This window comes from Desulfoluna sp. CYM3A, assembly GCF_056829965.1.
The window spans coordinates 2,456,909-2,471,933 of record NZ_CP186556.1 but is presented as its reverse complement, the minus strand read 5'-3'; the positions used below and the strand labels follow the sequence as shown (position 1 = coordinate 2,471,933).

Below are 15,025 nucleotides of genomic sequence, written 5' to 3'. Positions count from 1 at the left end.
CCGATCAAACCTTCTGGGTGGTGTTGCGCCCGAGGAGACCGGCAGGCCTGAAGATGAGAATCAGGACCAGCAGGGCAAAGGCGAAGACATCTTCATAATCGCTGGAGATGTAGCCGGTGGCCAGGCTCTCGGTCATGCCGAGGACAAGCCCCCCGAGCACGGCTCCGGGAATGCTGCCGATGCCTCCGAGGACGGCTGCGGTGAAGGCTTTGATGCCCGCCATGAAACCGATGTAAAAGTTGATCTGTCCCATCTGGGAGGCCACCAGCACACCGCCGATGGCGGCCAGGCTGGAGCCGATAACAAAGGTAAAGGAGATTACCTTGTTCACGGAGATGCCCACCAGCATCGCCATGGTGCGGTCCTGGGCCGTGGCGCGCATGGCCTTGCCCATGGTGGTGTATTTGATGATGTAGGTCAGAAGCATCATGATCACGACGGTGGAGATGAGGATCACAAGGGAGGGGGATCCGATGATATGGGAGTAGGGTTCCCAGAAGTCGAATTCAGGAATCAGTTCGGGAAAGGGGAGAAACTTGTCGGTCTGGGCCAGAAGCACGTAGTTCTGGAGAAAGATGGACATACCGATGGCGCTGATGAGGGGGGAGAGCCTCGGGGCTTTCCTCAGGGGCTTGTAGGCCACCTTTTCCACGGTGAAGCCGTAGGCCGAGGCCCAGATGATGGCCGCCAGCCCCGCCATGATAACGATGGCCAGGTGCGGAAAGCCCAGGACCGTCAGGACGCTGGCGACGATAAGGGCGGTGTAGGCCCCCAGCATGTAGATTTCGCCGTGGGCAAAGTTGATCAATTCGATGATGCCGTACACCATGGTGTACCCCAGGGCGATGAGGGCGTAGATACTGCCCTTCACCAGGCCTCCCAGAAAGAGTTCCAGAAAATACTCCAGATCCATATGTCCGTCTCCAACGGCCCTAACGTGGCCGGTCCTGCTTTCGGGGCGGTCCCTTTACGGGCCCGCCCCTGTTTGATGTTGCGGTCAGGCATTAGGGGCCGGTCTTAGTTCAGCTCGACAAATTTGCCGCCCTGAACCCGGTACATGGTGAAGCCCACGCCGATGGGGTCGCCCTTTTCGTCGAAACGGATCTTGCCCAGGGGGGTGTCCACATCTTCGGTTCTCAGGGCCTTGACGATGGCGTCGTAGTCCGTGGAACCGGCTTTTTCAACGGCATTGAGGATGGCCAGGGTGGCAGCGTACGCTTCCAGGTAGAAGGCACCGGGGTCTTCGCCGAAGGCCTTCAGGTGCTGCTCCTTGGCTTTGATGGCAAGGGGGTTCTTGGAGTAGTCCATGGGGCCGGAAACGTAGACGCCTTCGGCATCTTTACCGGCCACCTTGATGAAGGTCTCGTCCTTGAGGCCGTCGGCGCCCACGAACAGGGATTTTACCTTCTTTTTGTTCATCTGGCGGATGATCTTGGAGGCGTCGGAGTGGTAGCCGCCCCAGATGACAACATCGGCGCGGGAGCGCTTCACCTTCTGGACAATGGGGCCGAAGCTGACGGACCCGGAGGTGACGCCTTCAAAGAGAACCACCTCGGCCTTGGGGCTGGCCTCCACAAATTCTTTGGCCAGCAGGGCCGCGCCTTTGCCGTAGTCGCCCTTGTCGTGGAGGATGGCACCGGGCGATTTTGGCGCCCAGGGTTTCGATGACGAATTTGACCTGGAGTTCGGCCTGGACCTTGTCGTGGGCGATGGTGCGGAAGAAGTTGGGGTAGTCGCCGCTTACGGTGAGGTCCGGAGCGGTGGCGGACGGGGAGATGCAGACAAGACCGGCACCGTTGTAGATGCCCAGGGCTGCCTTGGTGGCGCCGCTGCAGATGTGGCCGAGGACGATATCCACGTTGCTGGTGACAAGTTTGGTGGCGGTACTTGCGGCCACTTCGGGCTTGCAGACGTCGTCTTCGGTGATCAGCTCAACCTGCTTTCCGAGGACGCCGCCGGCGGCGTTGATATCGGCGACAACAAAGCGGGCGGCGTTGACTGTGGGAAGACCGTAGGAGGCGAGGTCCCCACTGTGAGCGCCTGCGACTCCGAGCTTGATGGTGTCAGCCGCAAACACCTGGCCAGCTGTGAGACACAGCGCGAACAATACCGACAATACCGTAGCGGTTAAAGAAATACGAAACCGTTTCATGAGTCTCCCTTTTGATTGGAATTGAGTGAAAAACCGAATTAAATTTGCAAAACAACACCAAATCGTGCACCCTTGTATTTTCTTAATGAGAGATATTGTGGGGACGAGTCAGTAATCTTTTTTCATAATATAACCTTTGCGTAAAAGTCAATTGCAATTACGTGAAACATCGGGGTTCCTGGTGGGAATATCCTTAAGTATTTCAGGTGGTTTCTTTTGTATTTACAGAGTTTTACTTGACAGGTCCATGGGCATGGCATAGGCTTGAAAAAACGGGAATTATGATTCCCTATCATCCGTGAAACGGATGGCCTCGGGAACCTGTTGTCAATGCTCTCGGGGGATGCAGGCGACGTTGTCCGTATTTTTCCATGATGACGGCCTGTTGACTCGATTTGTTTGGTTTTAGTAGATTATAAATAAGATTTGTATTACTTGTATTGATGTGTAGATCAGCAATGGCAGGCTTGGAGAGGATGCGCGCCTTTTAGGAATGGCGCGGGCGTGTTTCCTTGAAAATCCATTCTTTATCACGAGGGAGCAGTTATTATGTACGTTGGCAGAATCATGCACACCAACCTGATTACGGTTAAGCCTGAAACCACCATCAAACAGGCGATGGACCTGCTTAAGGAACATCATATCGAGCACCTGGTCGTTCTTGATGATGCGGGCAATCTCAAAGGGATCCTGTCGGACAGGGACGTCAAGGCCAACCTGGCCTCGCCGGCAACCACCTTCAGCACCCATGAACTCAATTACCTCCTGGACCAGGTAACGGTGGGGATGATCATGGTGAAGAACGTGATCACCGTGACACCGGGGACCCCGGTGGAAGACGCCGCCCTTGTGATTCGCGAAAACGAGATCAGCTCGCTGCCCGTGATGAAGGAGGGGCGTCCCGTGGGAATCGTCACCAAGACGGATGTCATGGGGGTGCTCATGGACGCCATCGGGCTGGGGGAAGAGAACGAGCGGCTCATCGTGCTGGTGAGGAACCGCCTGGGCATGATCGCCGACATCACCAGTCGGCTGCGTGACGAGAACATCAATATTGCGAGCCTGATCACCTGGCCGGAGAAAGGGCTCGAGGGGGTCTATCAGCTGGTGATCCGTGTGCACGGGCGGGACAAGGCCAAGGCGGTCCAGGTCCTGGAGTCCATGGATCTTAAAGTGATCACCGGGTATGTCGAGGATCACTCTTCGTACGTATCCGATTGATGGGCGGGCCAAGCCGGATACTTCACGGTCAACGGCCAATAAGGCCATGACGGCCGGTTACTGTGGCGTGTCCGGGGGAAGTGCCCGACAAGGAGGCACACCATGATTGAAAGCACCATGAAGCGTATTGAGGCTCTCCTTGAGTCTGCGGATCAGATGGATCCGGTCAGGCGAGAGGAACTCCAGAAGCTCTTGGAGACACTCAAGGGCGAGGTGAAGATCCTTGCGGAGAGCAACCGGGAAGAGGCGGAGAGTATCGCCGGATTCACCGGGCTCACCACCCATGAGGTGGTGCGGAAGAGTCCCGATCCCAAGCTGGTCTCCATTTCATCCGAGGGGCTCATGGCCTCGGTGGAGGGGCTGGAGGCCTCGCACCCCAGGCTGGTGTCGGCGGTCAACGCCCTGTGTACCTTTTTTTCGAATATGGGGATTTAGACGGTGGTTTGACGGCGGACCGGATGTGTCCGGTTTGCCGATGCTTCGGGCATGCTCAAAGCGGGCGCCGCACCATGGGTGCGGCGCCCGCTTTTTTGTCGCGTTTCGGGCTTAGAAACAGAGTTCAGGGACGGGTGTAGGCCGGTTCCCCCAGGATGTGGGTGGCGGCCACAAAGCGGTCGTCCCCCAGGATCATCAGCACGAAGAGGAGCTCTTCCAGGCTCTCCGCCCGCTGGGTACGACGCGCCGAAAGGGGTGTGGCCTCGGGGTCGATGATTACAAAGTCGGCCTCGGCCCCTTGCCGGAAGGTGCCGACGGCGTTTTCCAGGCCCAGGGTACGGGCCCCACCCAGGGTGGCAAGGTAAAAGGCGGTGGTGGCCGATAAGGGGGTGCGGCAGAGCTGGCATACCTTGAACCCTTCCGCCATGGTGTGGAACGGAGAAAAGGAGGTGCCGCCGCCCACGTCGCTTCCCAGTCCCACGGGGATGCGGTGCCTCTCGGCGTTGTCCATGCGGAAGAGGCCGCTGCCCAGGAACAGGTTGGAGGAAGGGCAGAAGGACACCGAGGCGCCGCTCTGGGTCAGGTGTTCATACTCCTCTTCACCCAGGTGGATGGCGTGGGCGAACACCGACCCCTTGCCCACGAGCCGGAACCGGTCGTAGACGTCCAGGTAGTTTGCAGCTTCCGGAAAGAGCTCCCGCACCGTGCGGATCTCCTCGTGGTTTTCCGAAAGATGGGTGTGCATGATCAGGCCGTCGGCCTGGCTCATGAGCTCTCCGGCGGCTTCCAGCTGCTCGCGGGTAGAGGTGACGGCAAAGCGCGGGGTTACGGCATAGCCCAGGCGCCCGTTGCCGTGCCAGTGGTCGATGAGGTCGCGGCTTTCGTCGTAGGCCGACTCCGGGGTGTCGGTAAGGGCATCCGGGGCGTTGCGGTCCATGAGGGTCTTGCCGGTGATGAACCGAAGCCTGCGCTTTTGTGCCTCCTGAAAAAGGGCCTCGGCGGACCCGGCGTGGACCGTGGCCATGGCAAGGGCCGTGGTGGTGCCGTTTTTCAGGGTCTCGTCAAAGAACCGGGTCGCTCCTTTTTGGCAGACTTTTTCATCGGCGAAGCGCTGCTCCTCGGGAAAGGTATAGGTGTCGAGCCAGTCCAGGAGCTCAATGCTGTTGGAGGCGATGACCGAGAGCTGCGGGGGGTGGATGTGGGTGTCGACAAAGCCCGGCATGATCAGTTTGCCTGAGTAATCGTACCAGGTGGGCTCGGCGTCGTTGGGCATGGGAGCGCCGCTTCGGTCCCCGGCGTAAAGCACGGTACCGTCTTTGATAAGGAGGAGGCCGTCCGGGTGATGGTGCCAGGCCTTTTTTCCTATGCTCCTGGGGTCTTCCGTAAAGTGAAGGATATTTCCTTTTACAGCAATGTATTGCCTGTTTTTTTCTTGAGTGGACATTTTTATTTTATTTCACATGTTTTTGTAATACATATCGTGGTTCCGGTACCTTGGGTGACGCATGCGTCACGGGCAATGTCTGGGCCGAAAGCTGCAAGGCCCGGAAAAAAGGATATCTCGTGTGCCTGTCATGGCATGGGTACAGCAGGTGCGCAGGTGTCTTTGCTGCCCCGGGAAGAATGCCCGGGGGCTTGGGATTTTGACGCGTCGGACAGAATAACCATTTTCATACGGGAAATGCAAGGATTCTCTCTTTTCTACGGATTCAGGCGGCTTTGGTCTTGCTGAATGCAGGACTTTCATATATTTCGAGTGCGTCACAGTTCATTTATGATTGCACCAAACTACACACGTGGAGGATGTACATGCGTAAAGGTCTGGTTCTGCTGGTGCTCGCATTGCTTATGGCAGTGGGGACGACACAGGCGGCAGAAAAGAAAATGAAGGTTGGTTTTGTCTACGTATCACCCGTGGGAGATGCAGGATGGTCCTATGCCCATGATGTGGCCCGACAGGCCATTGAAGCCCTGCCCGATGTAGAGGTCAAGTACCTGGAAGCGGTCAATGAAGGGGCCGACTCCGAGCGCGTCTTTCTCAACATGGCCCGCAAAAAATACGATCTGATTTTCGGCACCAGCTTCGGCTACATGGATCCCATGCTCAAGGTCTCCAAGCGCTTTCCCAAGACAGTGTTCATGCACTGCTCCGGTTACAAGACCTCCGAGAACATGGGCAACTACTTCGGCCGTATGTACCAGGCCCGATACCTTTCCGGCATGGTGGCCGGTTCCATGACCAAGAGCAATGTGCTCGGGTATGTGGCTGCCTTCCCCATCCCCGAGGTGATCCGCGGCATCAACGCCTTTACCCTGGGTGTCCAGGCCGTGAACCCCGATGCCGAGGTGCGTGTGGTCTGGACCAAGACCTGGTATGACCCCGCCAAAGAAAAAGAGGGTGCCAAGAGCCTCCTGGACGTGGGGGCCGATGTCATCGCCCAGCACCAGGACTCCCCCGGTCCCCAGGAAGCTGCCCAGGAGCGCGGTGTCTACTCCATCGGGTACAACACCGACATGAGCTCCTTTGCCCCCAAGTCTCACCTTGTGGCCCCCATCTGGAACTGGACGCCTTTTTATATGGAGGTGCTCAAGAGCGTCAAGGACGGCTCCTGGAAGAGCGGCTCCACCTGGAACGGCCTGGCCGAGGGCGTGGTGGACCTGAGCCCCATGAGCGATCTTGTGCCCGCCGACGTGCAGGCCAGGGTCCTTGCCCGTCGTGATGAGATCAAGAAGGGCGATTACGTGGTCTTCTCCGGTCCTGTGAAGGATCAGGCCGGTACGGTCCGCATCGCAGAGGGCGCCGTGCCCGCCGATGGTGAGCTCCTCGGCATGGATTGGTTTGTGAAGGGCGTGGTGGGTACCACCAAGTAACACCCTAATAAGCGGCTCATCCCCGGATCGGGGCAGCCGCCGGCCCGTGCTTGACGCTGTGGGGGGAACGGATGTTCCCCCCATTCTTTTATTGATCCACCACAAAGACGAATCCCATACCACGATGTTTGACTTAACCATCAGAAAACGCCCGGAAACCCTGGGATGGACAGCGGCCCTTATTTATTGCGGGGCGGTGGTCATGTCCCTTGTTATCAGCGCGGGCATGCTGCTTTTTCAGGGCAATTCACCGCTGGAAGGGCTCGGGCTTCTGCTCCAGGGCGCCTTCGGGTCCTCCTACGCCATTGAGGATTGCCTGATTAAGGCCATCCCCATTTACCTCTGTTCCCTGGGCGTGGCCATTGCCTTTCGGCTCCAGATCTGGAACATCGGCGCCGAGGGCCAGTTTGCCTTCGGTGCCATCGGCGCCACCTGGGTGGCCATCAGCTTTCCCGGTCACTCCGCCTGGGTGATGATCCCTGCCATGATGGCGGCCGCTTTTCTCTTCGGCGGGCTCTGGGGGGTGATCCCTGCGGTGCTGAAGCTCAAGGCAAAGGCCAACGAGATCATTGTGACCCTGATGCTCAACTACATCGCCATCCTCTTTCTCGACTACCTGGTCTATGGACCCTGGAAGTCCCCGGACAGCTTCGGCTTTCCCATGACCCAGGAGTTTTCCGCAGGCGCCATTATCGGCAAGATCGGTGAGACCAACCTCAACTGGGGACTTCTGATCTGCGTGCTGTCGGGGCTGGTGATCTACGTTTTTTTCCGATTTACCCTTATGGGCTTTGAACTCAAGGCCAGTGGGGAGAACGTGCGTGCCGCCCGGTATGCCCGGCTGCCCTACGAACGGCTGGTGATCATCTCCATGCTCCTCAGCGGCGCCTTTGCCGGCTGGGCCGGGTTTGTGGAGGCATCGGCCACCCTCAACAGGCTCCAGCCCACCATCATGGTGGGGTACGGGTACACCGCCATTGTGGTGGCCTGGCTGGCGCGCCTCAATCCTTTTTATATAGGTATCTCTTCGTTTCTCCTGGCCGGGCTGCGGGTGGGGGTGGAGAACCTTCAGCTGGAACTTCAGGTTCCGGCCGCCTTTGGTGAGATCATGGAGGGGCTTATCCTGTTGACCATCCTGGCAGGGACTTTTTTCGTCAATTACCGATTCGCACGGAGGCAGCGCCCATGACCCCGGATATCCTCATACCGCTGCTGGCGGCCACGGTGCAGTCCGGCACCCCCATCCTGTTTGCCACCCTGGGGGCTATTTTCTGTGAAAAGTCAGGGGTCCTGAACCTCGGCGTGGAGGGCATCATGGCCGTGGGCGCCCTGGCGGGTTTCTCCATCTCCCTTGCCACGGGGAGTCCCTGGCTCGGGTTCCTTGCCGGCGGACTCTCCGGCGTTCTGGCGGGATCGATCCACGGGCTGGTCTGCCTCGGTTTTCTCGGCAATCAGGTGGTCTCCGGCCTTGCCCTGACCATCCTCGGGGTGGGCATGGCCAACTACCTCGGCACGCCCCTCATCGGGATGAACGCCCCGGGGTTCGGACCGGTGGATTTGCCGGCTCTTTCCAAGTTGCCCATCATCGGCCCCGTTTTTTTCCGGCACGATCCCCTGGTGTACGTCTCCTACCTGATTCCCGCGGGCATGTGGTACTTTTTCCGATACACCCGGGCTGGGCTCCGGCTCCGGTCGGCGGGTGAAAACCCGGACGCTGCCCAGGCGGCGGGGATCAGCTCCGTCAATTATCGGTGGATGGGCGTCATGGCCGGCGGTTTTTTCATGGGGCTCGGCGGGGCGTATCTCTCCCTTGCCTACACCCACATGTGGGCCAACCACCTCACCGCCGGCAGGGGCTGGATTGCCGTGGCCCTTGTGATTTTTGCCTTCTGGAACCCGCTGCGTGCCGTTGCCGGGGCGTACTTGTTCGGGGGTGTCATGGCCTTTCAGTTCCGGCTCCAGGCCTCGGGGACCCACATCCCTTCGTCTTTTCTGTTGATGCTGCCCTACGCCCTGACCCTGAGTGTTCTGGTCTTTTCATCCTGGAGGGGCGGCAGCTCTGCCACGCCCCAGGCCCTGGGCGTCAACATAGAACCCGCAGATTGATTTTCGGGGTAACCATCACCCCCGAAGTTGTATATACTTTGCATAGTGTTAACCATTACCGATGCGTAAATGTGGAGTGAAGCATGAGCGATTCGACCCAATACCAGAGAAGCTATCCCATCTCCTGGGAGCAGCTGCACCGTGACGCCAAGGCCCTTGCCTGGCGCCTTCTCGACATGGACATCAAGTGGAAAGGCATTGCCGCCGTCACCCGCGGCGGCCTGGTGCCTGCGGCGGTCATCGCCCGGGAGCTGGATATCCACTACGTGGAGACCATCTGCATCTCCAGTTACACCTGGAAAGACCAGGGGCAGGCCACCATCATCAAGCCCCTGCGGGACAGCGGAGAGGGCTGGCTCATCATCGACGACCTCGTGGACACCGGCAAGACCGCCCAGGTGGTGAGGAACATGCTGCCCGGCGCCCACTTTGCCACCCTCTATGCCAAGCCCGAGGGCAAGCCCCATGTGGACACCTTCATCACCGAAGTGGGCCAGGACACCTGGATTCTTTTCCCCTGGGACTCCGAGTCCCGTTTCGTGGAACCCATAGCCGGGATGAATAAGAAAAAATGACACAGCCTGCCAAGACTGTCATCGCTTTGGAGGGGATCAGCAAATCCTTCGGGACCGTCCACGCCAACCGGGATATCTGCCTGTCCATCCGCCAGGGCACGGTCAAAGCGCTCCTTGGTGAGAACGGGGCGGGCAAGAGTACCCTTATGAGTATCCTGGCCGGGCGCCTTCAGCCGGATACCGGGCGCATTGTCGTGGACGGTGTGCCCCGCAGGTTCGCCTCGGCAAAAGACGCCATCGACGCCGGTATCGGTATGGTCTACCAGCATTTCAAACTGGTGGAGTCCATGACCGTTTCCGAGAACGTCTTTCTTGGCCAGGAAGGCGGCCGCCTGCTCAAGCCGCGGGAGATGGAGGCCACGGTGAAGGAGCTGGCCGTCTCCCACAGCCTGGACATCGATCCGGCGGCCAGGGTGTCGGATCTCTCCATGGGTGAGAAGCAGCGGGTGGAGATCCTCAAGCTCCTCTTGAGAAAAAGCCGGATCCTCATTTTTGACGAACCCACGGCCGTGCTCACCCCCCAGGAAGGGGACCAGCTCTTCAAGGCCCTGGCCCTCATGGCGGAGCAGGGAAAATCCATCGTCTTTATCAGCCACAAGCTCGGAGAGGTGATGCGTGTGGCCGACGAAGTGGCCATCCTCAGGAAAGGGGAGGTCATCGAGGAGAAAGAGATCGCCGAGGTGGCGTCCCAGGACGAGCTGGCCCGCATGATGGTGGGCAAGGAGACCATTCTTTCGGTGGTGAAAGACGAGGTGGAAGAAGGGGACGTGGTCCTCGACGTGAACAACCTGGCCGGAAACGGGCTCAAGGGTGTTTCCCTTTCCCTTCGGCGCGGGGAGATCCTCGGTATTGTGGGCGTGGCCGGAAACGGGCAGAAGCCCCTGGTGGAGACCATCTGCGGCCTGCAGGTGCCGGAGCGGGGTGAGATCTCCATCCTCGGCCACACCTGGAAGTCTTTTTTCTCCAAACGGAAAAACCGGGAGACCCTCAGCTATATTCCCGAGGACCGTATCGGCCTGGCTACCTGTCCTTCCCTGAATCTCTCCGACAACTTTCTGCTCACCACCCGGAAAGGCTTCAGGCGGGGCCCCTGGTTGAGACGGAAACGGGTGGAGAACGAGTCCAAAAATGTGGTGGACCGCTACAGTGTCCTGCCCGGGCTCCTTTCGTCCCAGGCCCGTCATCTTTCCGGCGGAAACCTCCAGAAACTGGTCTTGGGCCGTGAGTTTTTCAGGAACCCGGGCCTCATCGTGGCGGAACAGCCCACCCAGGGCCTGGACATCGCCACGGCTAAGGCCATCTGGGCCCACCTGGTGAGCGCCAGGGAAAGCGCCGGTATCCTCCTGGTTACAGGGGACCTGAACGAAGCGTTTTCCCTTTCGGATCGGGTGGCGGTGATGTTTGAAGGCCGGATTGTGGATGTCTTCGACGTCTCGGACAACGACAAACGGGATCGTGTCGGCCTGATGATGGCCGGAGCGGCCTGAGGTTCTTCAAAAAACGTTTCCAACGGGGGGCGCCAGTCGCCCCCTCTCGCATCTGTACCCGGGCTGGACGCCTTGTCCCGGTTATGAGATCATAAACCATCTTTCATCTCGCCCCGGAGTCATCTTTTTTCCCGTTCAACACCTTCCATCGTTTTTACTCCGTTCACCATCTTTGGACAGCAGGACCAACCCCAAGGGGGTCTTTATGAAGACAACAAGCCTGACACTGCTTAAGCAGCTCAAGTTTTCGCCCCATGAAATTGTGCGTCTCAGGGAGTCTCTGGATATTGATGAAGAGTACAGGGAGGCCCTGGTTTCCATTCGGGGAGGTGATGGCAAGGTACGGCGGCGATGAATTCTGCGTCGTTCTGTCCGATATTACCCTGGAAGACACCCAAAAGGTCTGCGGGAGGCTGTGCGATGTGATTGGTAAACGCACAAAGGGATCGGGGGTGACCTGCAGCATGGGGGTTGCCATTTCGACGCCCGAGAAGAGCGTGGACGTAAATTCCCTTGTGAAGGCTGCGGACAAGAAGATGTACGAAGCAAAAAAGGAACCGGGGTTTTCAATCAAGATGCCGGAAGAGTGACCGATTAAAAGATTGGCCCCCGGCACGTCCGTCGGGGTCCTTTTTCAACTGGCAGTTGCAAGGGGATGATCATGCCGTTTGTCGGGCTTTGCTCATACTCGGCGGTGGATACCGCTCTGGGAAAGCGCTGGGGGGCATGGATGGAATCAATGGGGTTTCATGGAAATGGAGTTGTCTGATTAATGAGGTTGATTGGTTTAAGGTGTATGATGAAGGCCCTCATGGGCCTGTTGGTTGTTGGGATGTTCTGCGGATGGGCGCCACCGGCGCATGCCGGATCCGACTCTGCCGTGATTTTTATGTACCACCGGTTCGGTGATGGGCGGTTTCCGTCCACCAACATTCGGATGGAGCAGTTCAAGGAACACGTGGCGTATCTGGAGGAAAACGGCTACCGGGTGGCCCCGCTGGATGAGGTGGTGGACTCCCTGCGGCGTGGCGACACCTTTGCGGAAAAGACCGTGGCCCTGACCATGGACGATGCCTATGCCAGCGTGTATGAGAACGCCTGGCCTATTTTGAGGGAGAAGGGGTGGCCCTTTACCGTGTTTGTTGCCACCGACGGCGTGGACAGGCGGTTTTCGGACTACATGACCTGGGACCAGATGCGTGAACTCAAGGCGGCAGGGGTGCAGTTCGCCAACCATTCGGCGTCCCACCCCCACATGATCGACAGGGCCGAAGGTGAGACCGAGGCCCAGTGGCTTGCCCGGATCAGGGCCGATGTGCTCAAGGCCCAGGCGAGGCTGGACAAGGAGCTGGGGCCGTGCCCGAAGATGCTGGCCTATCCGTACGGGGAGTACAATGGCAAGGTGGCAGACCTGATGGCCGAGCTGGGGTGTTCCGCCCATGGCCGGCGGCCCGGGTGGCGGCCGCCACCAACTGGGCATGCAGGTCCATGTAGGAGGCATCGGGCCGTCGAACTCGTATCCACCACAAGCCAACAAATTACTTGCCATTGTCCTGTCTGCCGTAGAAACCCGGAAACTCACGATGGCAACCGGAGCTGGAGGTGTCTGTGGGGGAGGGCGATATCATCTGGAACGAGTTGAGCTGTTTTGTTTCCGGTCAGGGCCGGGTGGAGGTCCGGTGGGTGGTGCCGGGCAAGACCTTCAAGGTACGTGCTGAAAAGCCGTTGCCCGCTGGCCGTCACAAATACAACCTGACGGCCCCGGCAGGGGATCGCAGGGCGTATCACTGGTTCTCCAGGCAGTGGATCGTTCGAGAAGAGTAGGTCCCGGTGAGTGCCCGTCCCCTCGTTTTCCAGGGGGGCGGGCACCGGTGAAGGCCTCCGCCGGAGTGAGGAAGGGGTTTTGCGCCAATATCGTGTAGTCCAACGAAAGCGAGTGGATACATCTTGTATGCCGGTGCCGCCTGAAGAGTTTTTTCAAGACCCGCAAAAAGAGTTTGCCAGAGGGGACCATCTCATGTATTATTCCGCCCAAAAAAAGCGGGGTAACATGAGTTCTTGTCATAATTGCCCCGAACCCAATCCGGTTTTCCCGGATTTTTTTGTACCCCTGATGCATTTTCGGCCCATGGGGCGGGCCTTTTTTTTCGAAATGAGTAAAATCTCGGAAAGAGGAAAAAGGGCTCACGTTCAGCATGATCCCGAGAATGCCGCTACAACCTGAACAAGGCTTCAAGGACCGGGGGGGAACCCGGCCCGCACGACCTGCCTTCTGCATCCCCACACCCCGGAAATGATCCCAGCGGTACTGGGCATTTTTGTATTCGGACGTCGTTACCGAAAGGGTGTCGTGTATTCAGGAGTTGATGAAGGCGAGGTAAACCGAATTTCGGTGCCGGAACCACGGGCTCGCACTGCGGTGATGTGACTTTATTCCAAGGGGATAAGCGCGCCGTGGTAACGGCCGGGTTCGGCTGCCCGTCTTTGCCCTTCCGGGGTGGGTTCGTGTTTTTTTCCCCTGTGGGCTTCGGTCTTTTTTTTACACATCCGCTTTTTGGAGGTAACTTCCATGAAAACCATTCCGCCGGAACAAGCTTTTTCCTTTGATGATGTCCTTTTGATCCCCAACTACTCCGACGTTCTTCCCAACAATTGCGACTGCTCTACGCGACTGACCCGGAATATCACCCTGAATATTCCCCTGCTCAGCGCAGCCATGGACACCGTCACCGAATCCCGTGCGGCCATCAGCATGGCACGTGCAGGCGGTATCGGCATCATTCACCGCAACATGCCCATTGAGCGGCAGGTGATCGAAGTCAACCGGGTCAAGAAGTCCGAAAGCGGCATGATCATCGACCCTGTGACTGTCCGGCCCGATGCCACCATCTACGAAGTGAACAAGCTCATGCGGCACTACCGCATCTCAGGGGTTCCCGTCACCGAGGGTGAGCAGCTGGTGGGCATCGTCACCAACCGAGACCTTCGGTTCGAGACCAACCTTGAGCGCAAGGTCTCCGAGGTCATGACCGCCGAGAACCTGATCACCGTCCCCGAAGGCACCACCCTGGAAGACTCCAAAGCCCTCCTGCACAAGCACCGCATCGAAAAACTCCTCGTCGTCAACCCCGAAGGCAAGCTCTCCGGCATCATCACCACCAAAGACATCGAAAAGGTCAAGAAGTACCCCAACGCATGCAAGGACAGCATCGGCCGTCTCCGCGTGGGTGCTGCCATCGGTGTGGGCGAGGACATGATGGAGCGCGCCGAGGCCCTGCTCAAGGCCGGTGCCGACGTTCTCTGCATCGACACCTCCCACGGACACTCCAAAAACGTCATCGACGCCATCATCAAGCTCAAAGCCACCTTTGACTCCGTGGAGATCATCGCAGGCAACGTGGCCACCGCCAAAGGGGCCCAGGCCCTGGTGGACGCAGGGGTTGACGCCATCAAGGTGGGGATCGGTCCCGGCTCCATCTGCACCACCCGTATCGTCTCCGGTTGCGGGGTTCCCCAGCTCACCGCCATCTCCAACTGCAAGGCTGTCTCCGACCGTACCGGCGTGCCCCTCATCGCAGACGGCGGCATCAAGTTCTCCGGCGACATTGCCAAGGCCATCGGCGCAGGCGCCCACAGCGTTATGCTCGGCGGTGTCCTGGCAGGTACCGAAGAGAGCCCCGGGGACACCATTATTTACCAGGGGCGTAGCTACAAGGTCTACCGCGGCATGGGCTCCCTCGAAGCCATGCAGTCCGGCAGCAAGGACCGCTACTATCTGGGTGAGGACGAAGAGAACGAAAAACTCGTTCCCGAAGGGATTGTCGGCCGCGTGCCCTACAAGGGCTCCCTGGTGGACAACCTCTTCCAGCTCATCGGCGGCCTCAAGGCCGGCATGGGCTACGTAGGCTCCCGCACCATCGAAGAGCTCCGCGAGATGGCACGCTTTGTTCGCATCTCCAACGCAGGGCTCCGTGAAAGCCACGCCCACGACGTCATCATCACCGAAGAGGCGCCCAACTACCGCCTCGAGTAAGGTGTTTTCCGGTTTCGGGCGGCTCATTTTTCCATGGGCCGCCAGCCGATTCAAGGCCCCCTCCCGTCCAGGGAGGGGGCCTTTTCTGTTCCCGGAGAGAGCCGCGGATAAAAAGGGTTGCAACGGGGTCCCAATGGCGATATTC

General features: G+C 58.8%; 16 protein-coding genes. 12 read left to right on the top strand and 4 right to left on the bottom strand.

The genetic code is table 11. The annotated features are described in order from the left end of the window. Window positions 1-4: 4 nt before the first annotated feature. From ACOYW1_RS12645 to ACOYW1_RS12635, 3 genes are all read right to left on the bottom strand, one after another. On the bottom strand, window positions 5-913 hold the full coding sequence (locus tag ACOYW1_RS12645; protein ID WP_482423070.1) for a branched-chain amino acid ABC transporter permease: 909 nt from the start codon (window positions 911-913) through the stop codon (window positions 5-7). Between the two features lie 104 nt (window positions 914-1,017). After that, complete coding sequence (locus tag ACOYW1_RS12640; protein WP_482423069.1) at window positions 1,018-1,575, bottom strand: branched-chain amino acid ABC transporter substrate-binding protein; 558 nt, start codon at window positions 1,573-1,575, stop codon at window positions 1,018-1,020. Next, window positions 1,538-2,077 (bottom strand): branched-chain amino acid ABC transporter substrate-binding protein, encoded by a 540-nt coding sequence (locus ACOYW1_RS12635; protein ID WP_482423068.1) that lies wholly within the window; start codon window positions 2,075-2,077, stop codon window positions 1,538-1,540. The genes ACOYW1_RS12640 and ACOYW1_RS12635 overlap by 38 nt, the downstream gene beginning before the upstream one ends. Before the next feature lie 624 nt (window positions 2,078-2,701). Between ACOYW1_RS12635 and ACOYW1_RS12630 the strand changes: the two genes are divergently transcribed. Next, a complete protein-coding gene (locus ACOYW1_RS12630; RefSeq protein WP_482416183.1) occupies window positions 2,702-3,373 on the top strand; it encodes a CBS and ACT domain-containing protein in 672 nt (223 codons plus the stop codon). 102 nt (window positions 3,374-3,475) lie between these two features. Then, the gene (locus ACOYW1_RS12625; protein WP_482416184.1) at window positions 3,476-3,808 is read left to right on the top strand and encodes a hypothetical protein; all 333 of its coding nucleotides are present in this window, start codon (window positions 3,476-3,478) and stop codon (window positions 3,806-3,808) included. A 124-nt stretch (window positions 3,809-3,932) separates the two neighbouring features. On the opposite strand, the gene guaD is transcribed toward ACOYW1_RS12625, so the two are convergent. Beyond that, complete coding sequence (gene guaD, locus ACOYW1_RS12620; protein ID WP_482423067.1) at window positions 3,933-5,252, bottom strand: guanine deaminase; 1,320 nt, start codon at window positions 5,250-5,252, stop codon at window positions 3,933-3,935. 365 nt (window positions 5,253-5,617) lie between these two features. Between guaD and ACOYW1_RS12615 the strand changes: the two genes are divergently transcribed. The 10 genes from ACOYW1_RS12615 to guaB all read left to right on the top strand — a co-directional run bounded on the left by ACOYW1_RS12615 (window position 5,618) and on the right by guaB (window position 14,880). Continuing rightward, window positions 5,618-6,679, top strand: a complete 1,062-nt coding sequence (locus tag ACOYW1_RS12615) for a BMP family ABC transporter substrate-binding protein (protein ID WP_482423066.1) — start codon at window positions 5,618-5,620, stop codon at window positions 6,677-6,679. A gap of 124 nt (window positions 6,680-6,803) precedes the next feature. Beyond that, window positions 6,804-7,868 (top strand): ABC transporter permease, encoded by a 1,065-nt coding sequence (locus ACOYW1_RS12610; RefSeq protein WP_482423065.1) that lies wholly within the window; start codon window positions 6,804-6,806, stop codon window positions 7,866-7,868. Then, window positions 7,865-8,785: an ABC transporter permease gene (locus ACOYW1_RS12605; protein ID WP_482423064.1), complete on the top strand. Its 921-nt coding sequence runs from the start codon at window positions 7,865-7,867 to the stop codon at window positions 8,783-8,785. Before ACOYW1_RS12610 ends, ACOYW1_RS12605 begins: the two co-directional genes overlap by 4 nt. An 83-nt stretch (window positions 8,786-8,868) precedes the next feature. After that, window positions 8,869-9,360, top strand: a complete 492-nt coding sequence (gene gpt / locus ACOYW1_RS12600) for a xanthine phosphoribosyltransferase (protein WP_482416189.1) — start codon at window positions 8,869-8,871, stop codon at window positions 9,358-9,360. Then, window positions 9,357-10,847, top strand: a complete 1,491-nt coding sequence (locus ACOYW1_RS12595; RefSeq protein WP_482423063.1) for an ABC transporter ATP-binding protein — start codon at window positions 9,357-9,359, stop codon at window positions 10,845-10,847. Before gpt ends, ACOYW1_RS12595 begins: the two co-directional genes overlap by 4 nt. Before the next feature lie 205 nt (window positions 10,848-11,052). Then, complete coding sequence (locus ACOYW1_RS12590; RefSeq protein ID WP_482423062.1) at window positions 11,053-11,202, top strand: hypothetical protein; 150 nt, start codon at window positions 11,053-11,055, stop codon at window positions 11,200-11,202. Then, a complete protein-coding gene (locus ACOYW1_RS12585; RefSeq protein ID WP_482423061.1) occupies window positions 11,180-11,437 on the top strand; it encodes a GGDEF domain-containing protein in 258 nt (85 codons plus the stop codon). The genes ACOYW1_RS12590 and ACOYW1_RS12585 overlap by 23 nt, the downstream gene beginning before the upstream one ends. Window positions 11,438-11,643: 206 nt before the next feature. Next, on the top strand, window positions 11,644-12,489 hold the full coding sequence (locus ACOYW1_RS12580; protein ID WP_482423060.1) for a polysaccharide deacetylase family protein: 846 nt from the start codon (window positions 11,644-11,646) through the stop codon (window positions 12,487-12,489). Then, window positions 12,456-12,671 carry a hypothetical protein gene (locus tag ACOYW1_RS12575; RefSeq protein ID WP_482423059.1) on the top strand — a complete coding sequence of 72 codons (216 nt, stop codon included), beginning with the start codon at window positions 12,456-12,458 and terminating at the stop codon, window positions 12,669-12,671. The genes ACOYW1_RS12580 and ACOYW1_RS12575 overlap by 34 nt, the downstream gene beginning before the upstream one ends. Before the next feature lie 745 nt (window positions 12,672-13,416). Beyond that, on the top strand, window positions 13,417-14,880 hold the full coding sequence (gene guaB, locus ACOYW1_RS12570; protein ID WP_482416193.1) for an IMP dehydrogenase: 1,464 nt from the start codon (window positions 13,417-13,419) through the stop codon (window positions 14,878-14,880). Window positions 14,881-15,025 lie beyond the last annotated feature (145 nt).

Bases quoted from the DNA above. Each gene is read 5' to 3' on its own strand.
- ACOYW1_RS12645 (WP_482423070.1), bottom strand. From the start codon at position 913: ATGGATCTGGAGTATTTTCTGGAACTCTTTCTGGGAGGCCTGGTGAAG.
- ACOYW1_RS12630 (WP_482416183.1), top strand. From the start codon at position 2,702: ATGTACGTTGGCAGAATCATGCACACCAACCTGATTACGGTTAAGCCT.
- ACOYW1_RS12625 (WP_482416184.1), top strand. From the start codon at position 3,476: ATGATTGAAAGCACCATGAAGCGTATTGAGGCTCTCCTTGAGTCTGCG.
- guaD (WP_482423067.1), bottom strand. From the start codon at position 5,252: ATGTCCACTCAAGAAAAAAACAGGCAATACATTGCTGTAAAAGGAAAT.
- ACOYW1_RS12615 (WP_482423066.1), top strand. From the start codon at position 5,618: ATGCGTAAAGGTCTGGTTCTGCTGGTGCTCGCATTGCTTATGGCAGTG.
- ACOYW1_RS12610 (WP_482423065.1), top strand. From the start codon at position 6,804: ATGTTTGACTTAACCATCAGAAAACGCCCGGAAACCCTGGGATGGACA.
- ACOYW1_RS12605 (WP_482423064.1), top strand. From the start codon at position 7,865: ATGACCCCGGATATCCTCATACCGCTGCTGGCGGCCACGGTGCAGTCC.
- gpt (WP_482416189.1), top strand. From the start codon at position 8,869: ATGAGCGATTCGACCCAATACCAGAGAAGCTATCCCATCTCCTGGGAG.
- ACOYW1_RS12595 (WP_482423063.1), top strand. From the start codon at position 9,357: ATGACACAGCCTGCCAAGACTGTCATCGCTTTGGAGGGGATCAGCAAA.
- ACOYW1_RS12590 (WP_482423062.1), top strand. From the start codon at position 11,053: ATGAAGACAACAAGCCTGACACTGCTTAAGCAGCTCAAGTTTTCGCCC.
- ACOYW1_RS12585 (WP_482423061.1), top strand. From the start codon at position 11,180: ATGGCAAGGTACGGCGGCGATGAATTCTGCGTCGTTCTGTCCGATATT.
- ACOYW1_RS12580 (WP_482423060.1), top strand. From the start codon at position 11,644: ATGATGAAGGCCCTCATGGGCCTGTTGGTTGTTGGGATGTTCTGCGGA.
- guaB (WP_482416193.1), top strand. From the start codon at position 13,417: ATGAAAACCATTCCGCCGGAACAAGCTTTTTCCTTTGATGATGTCCTT.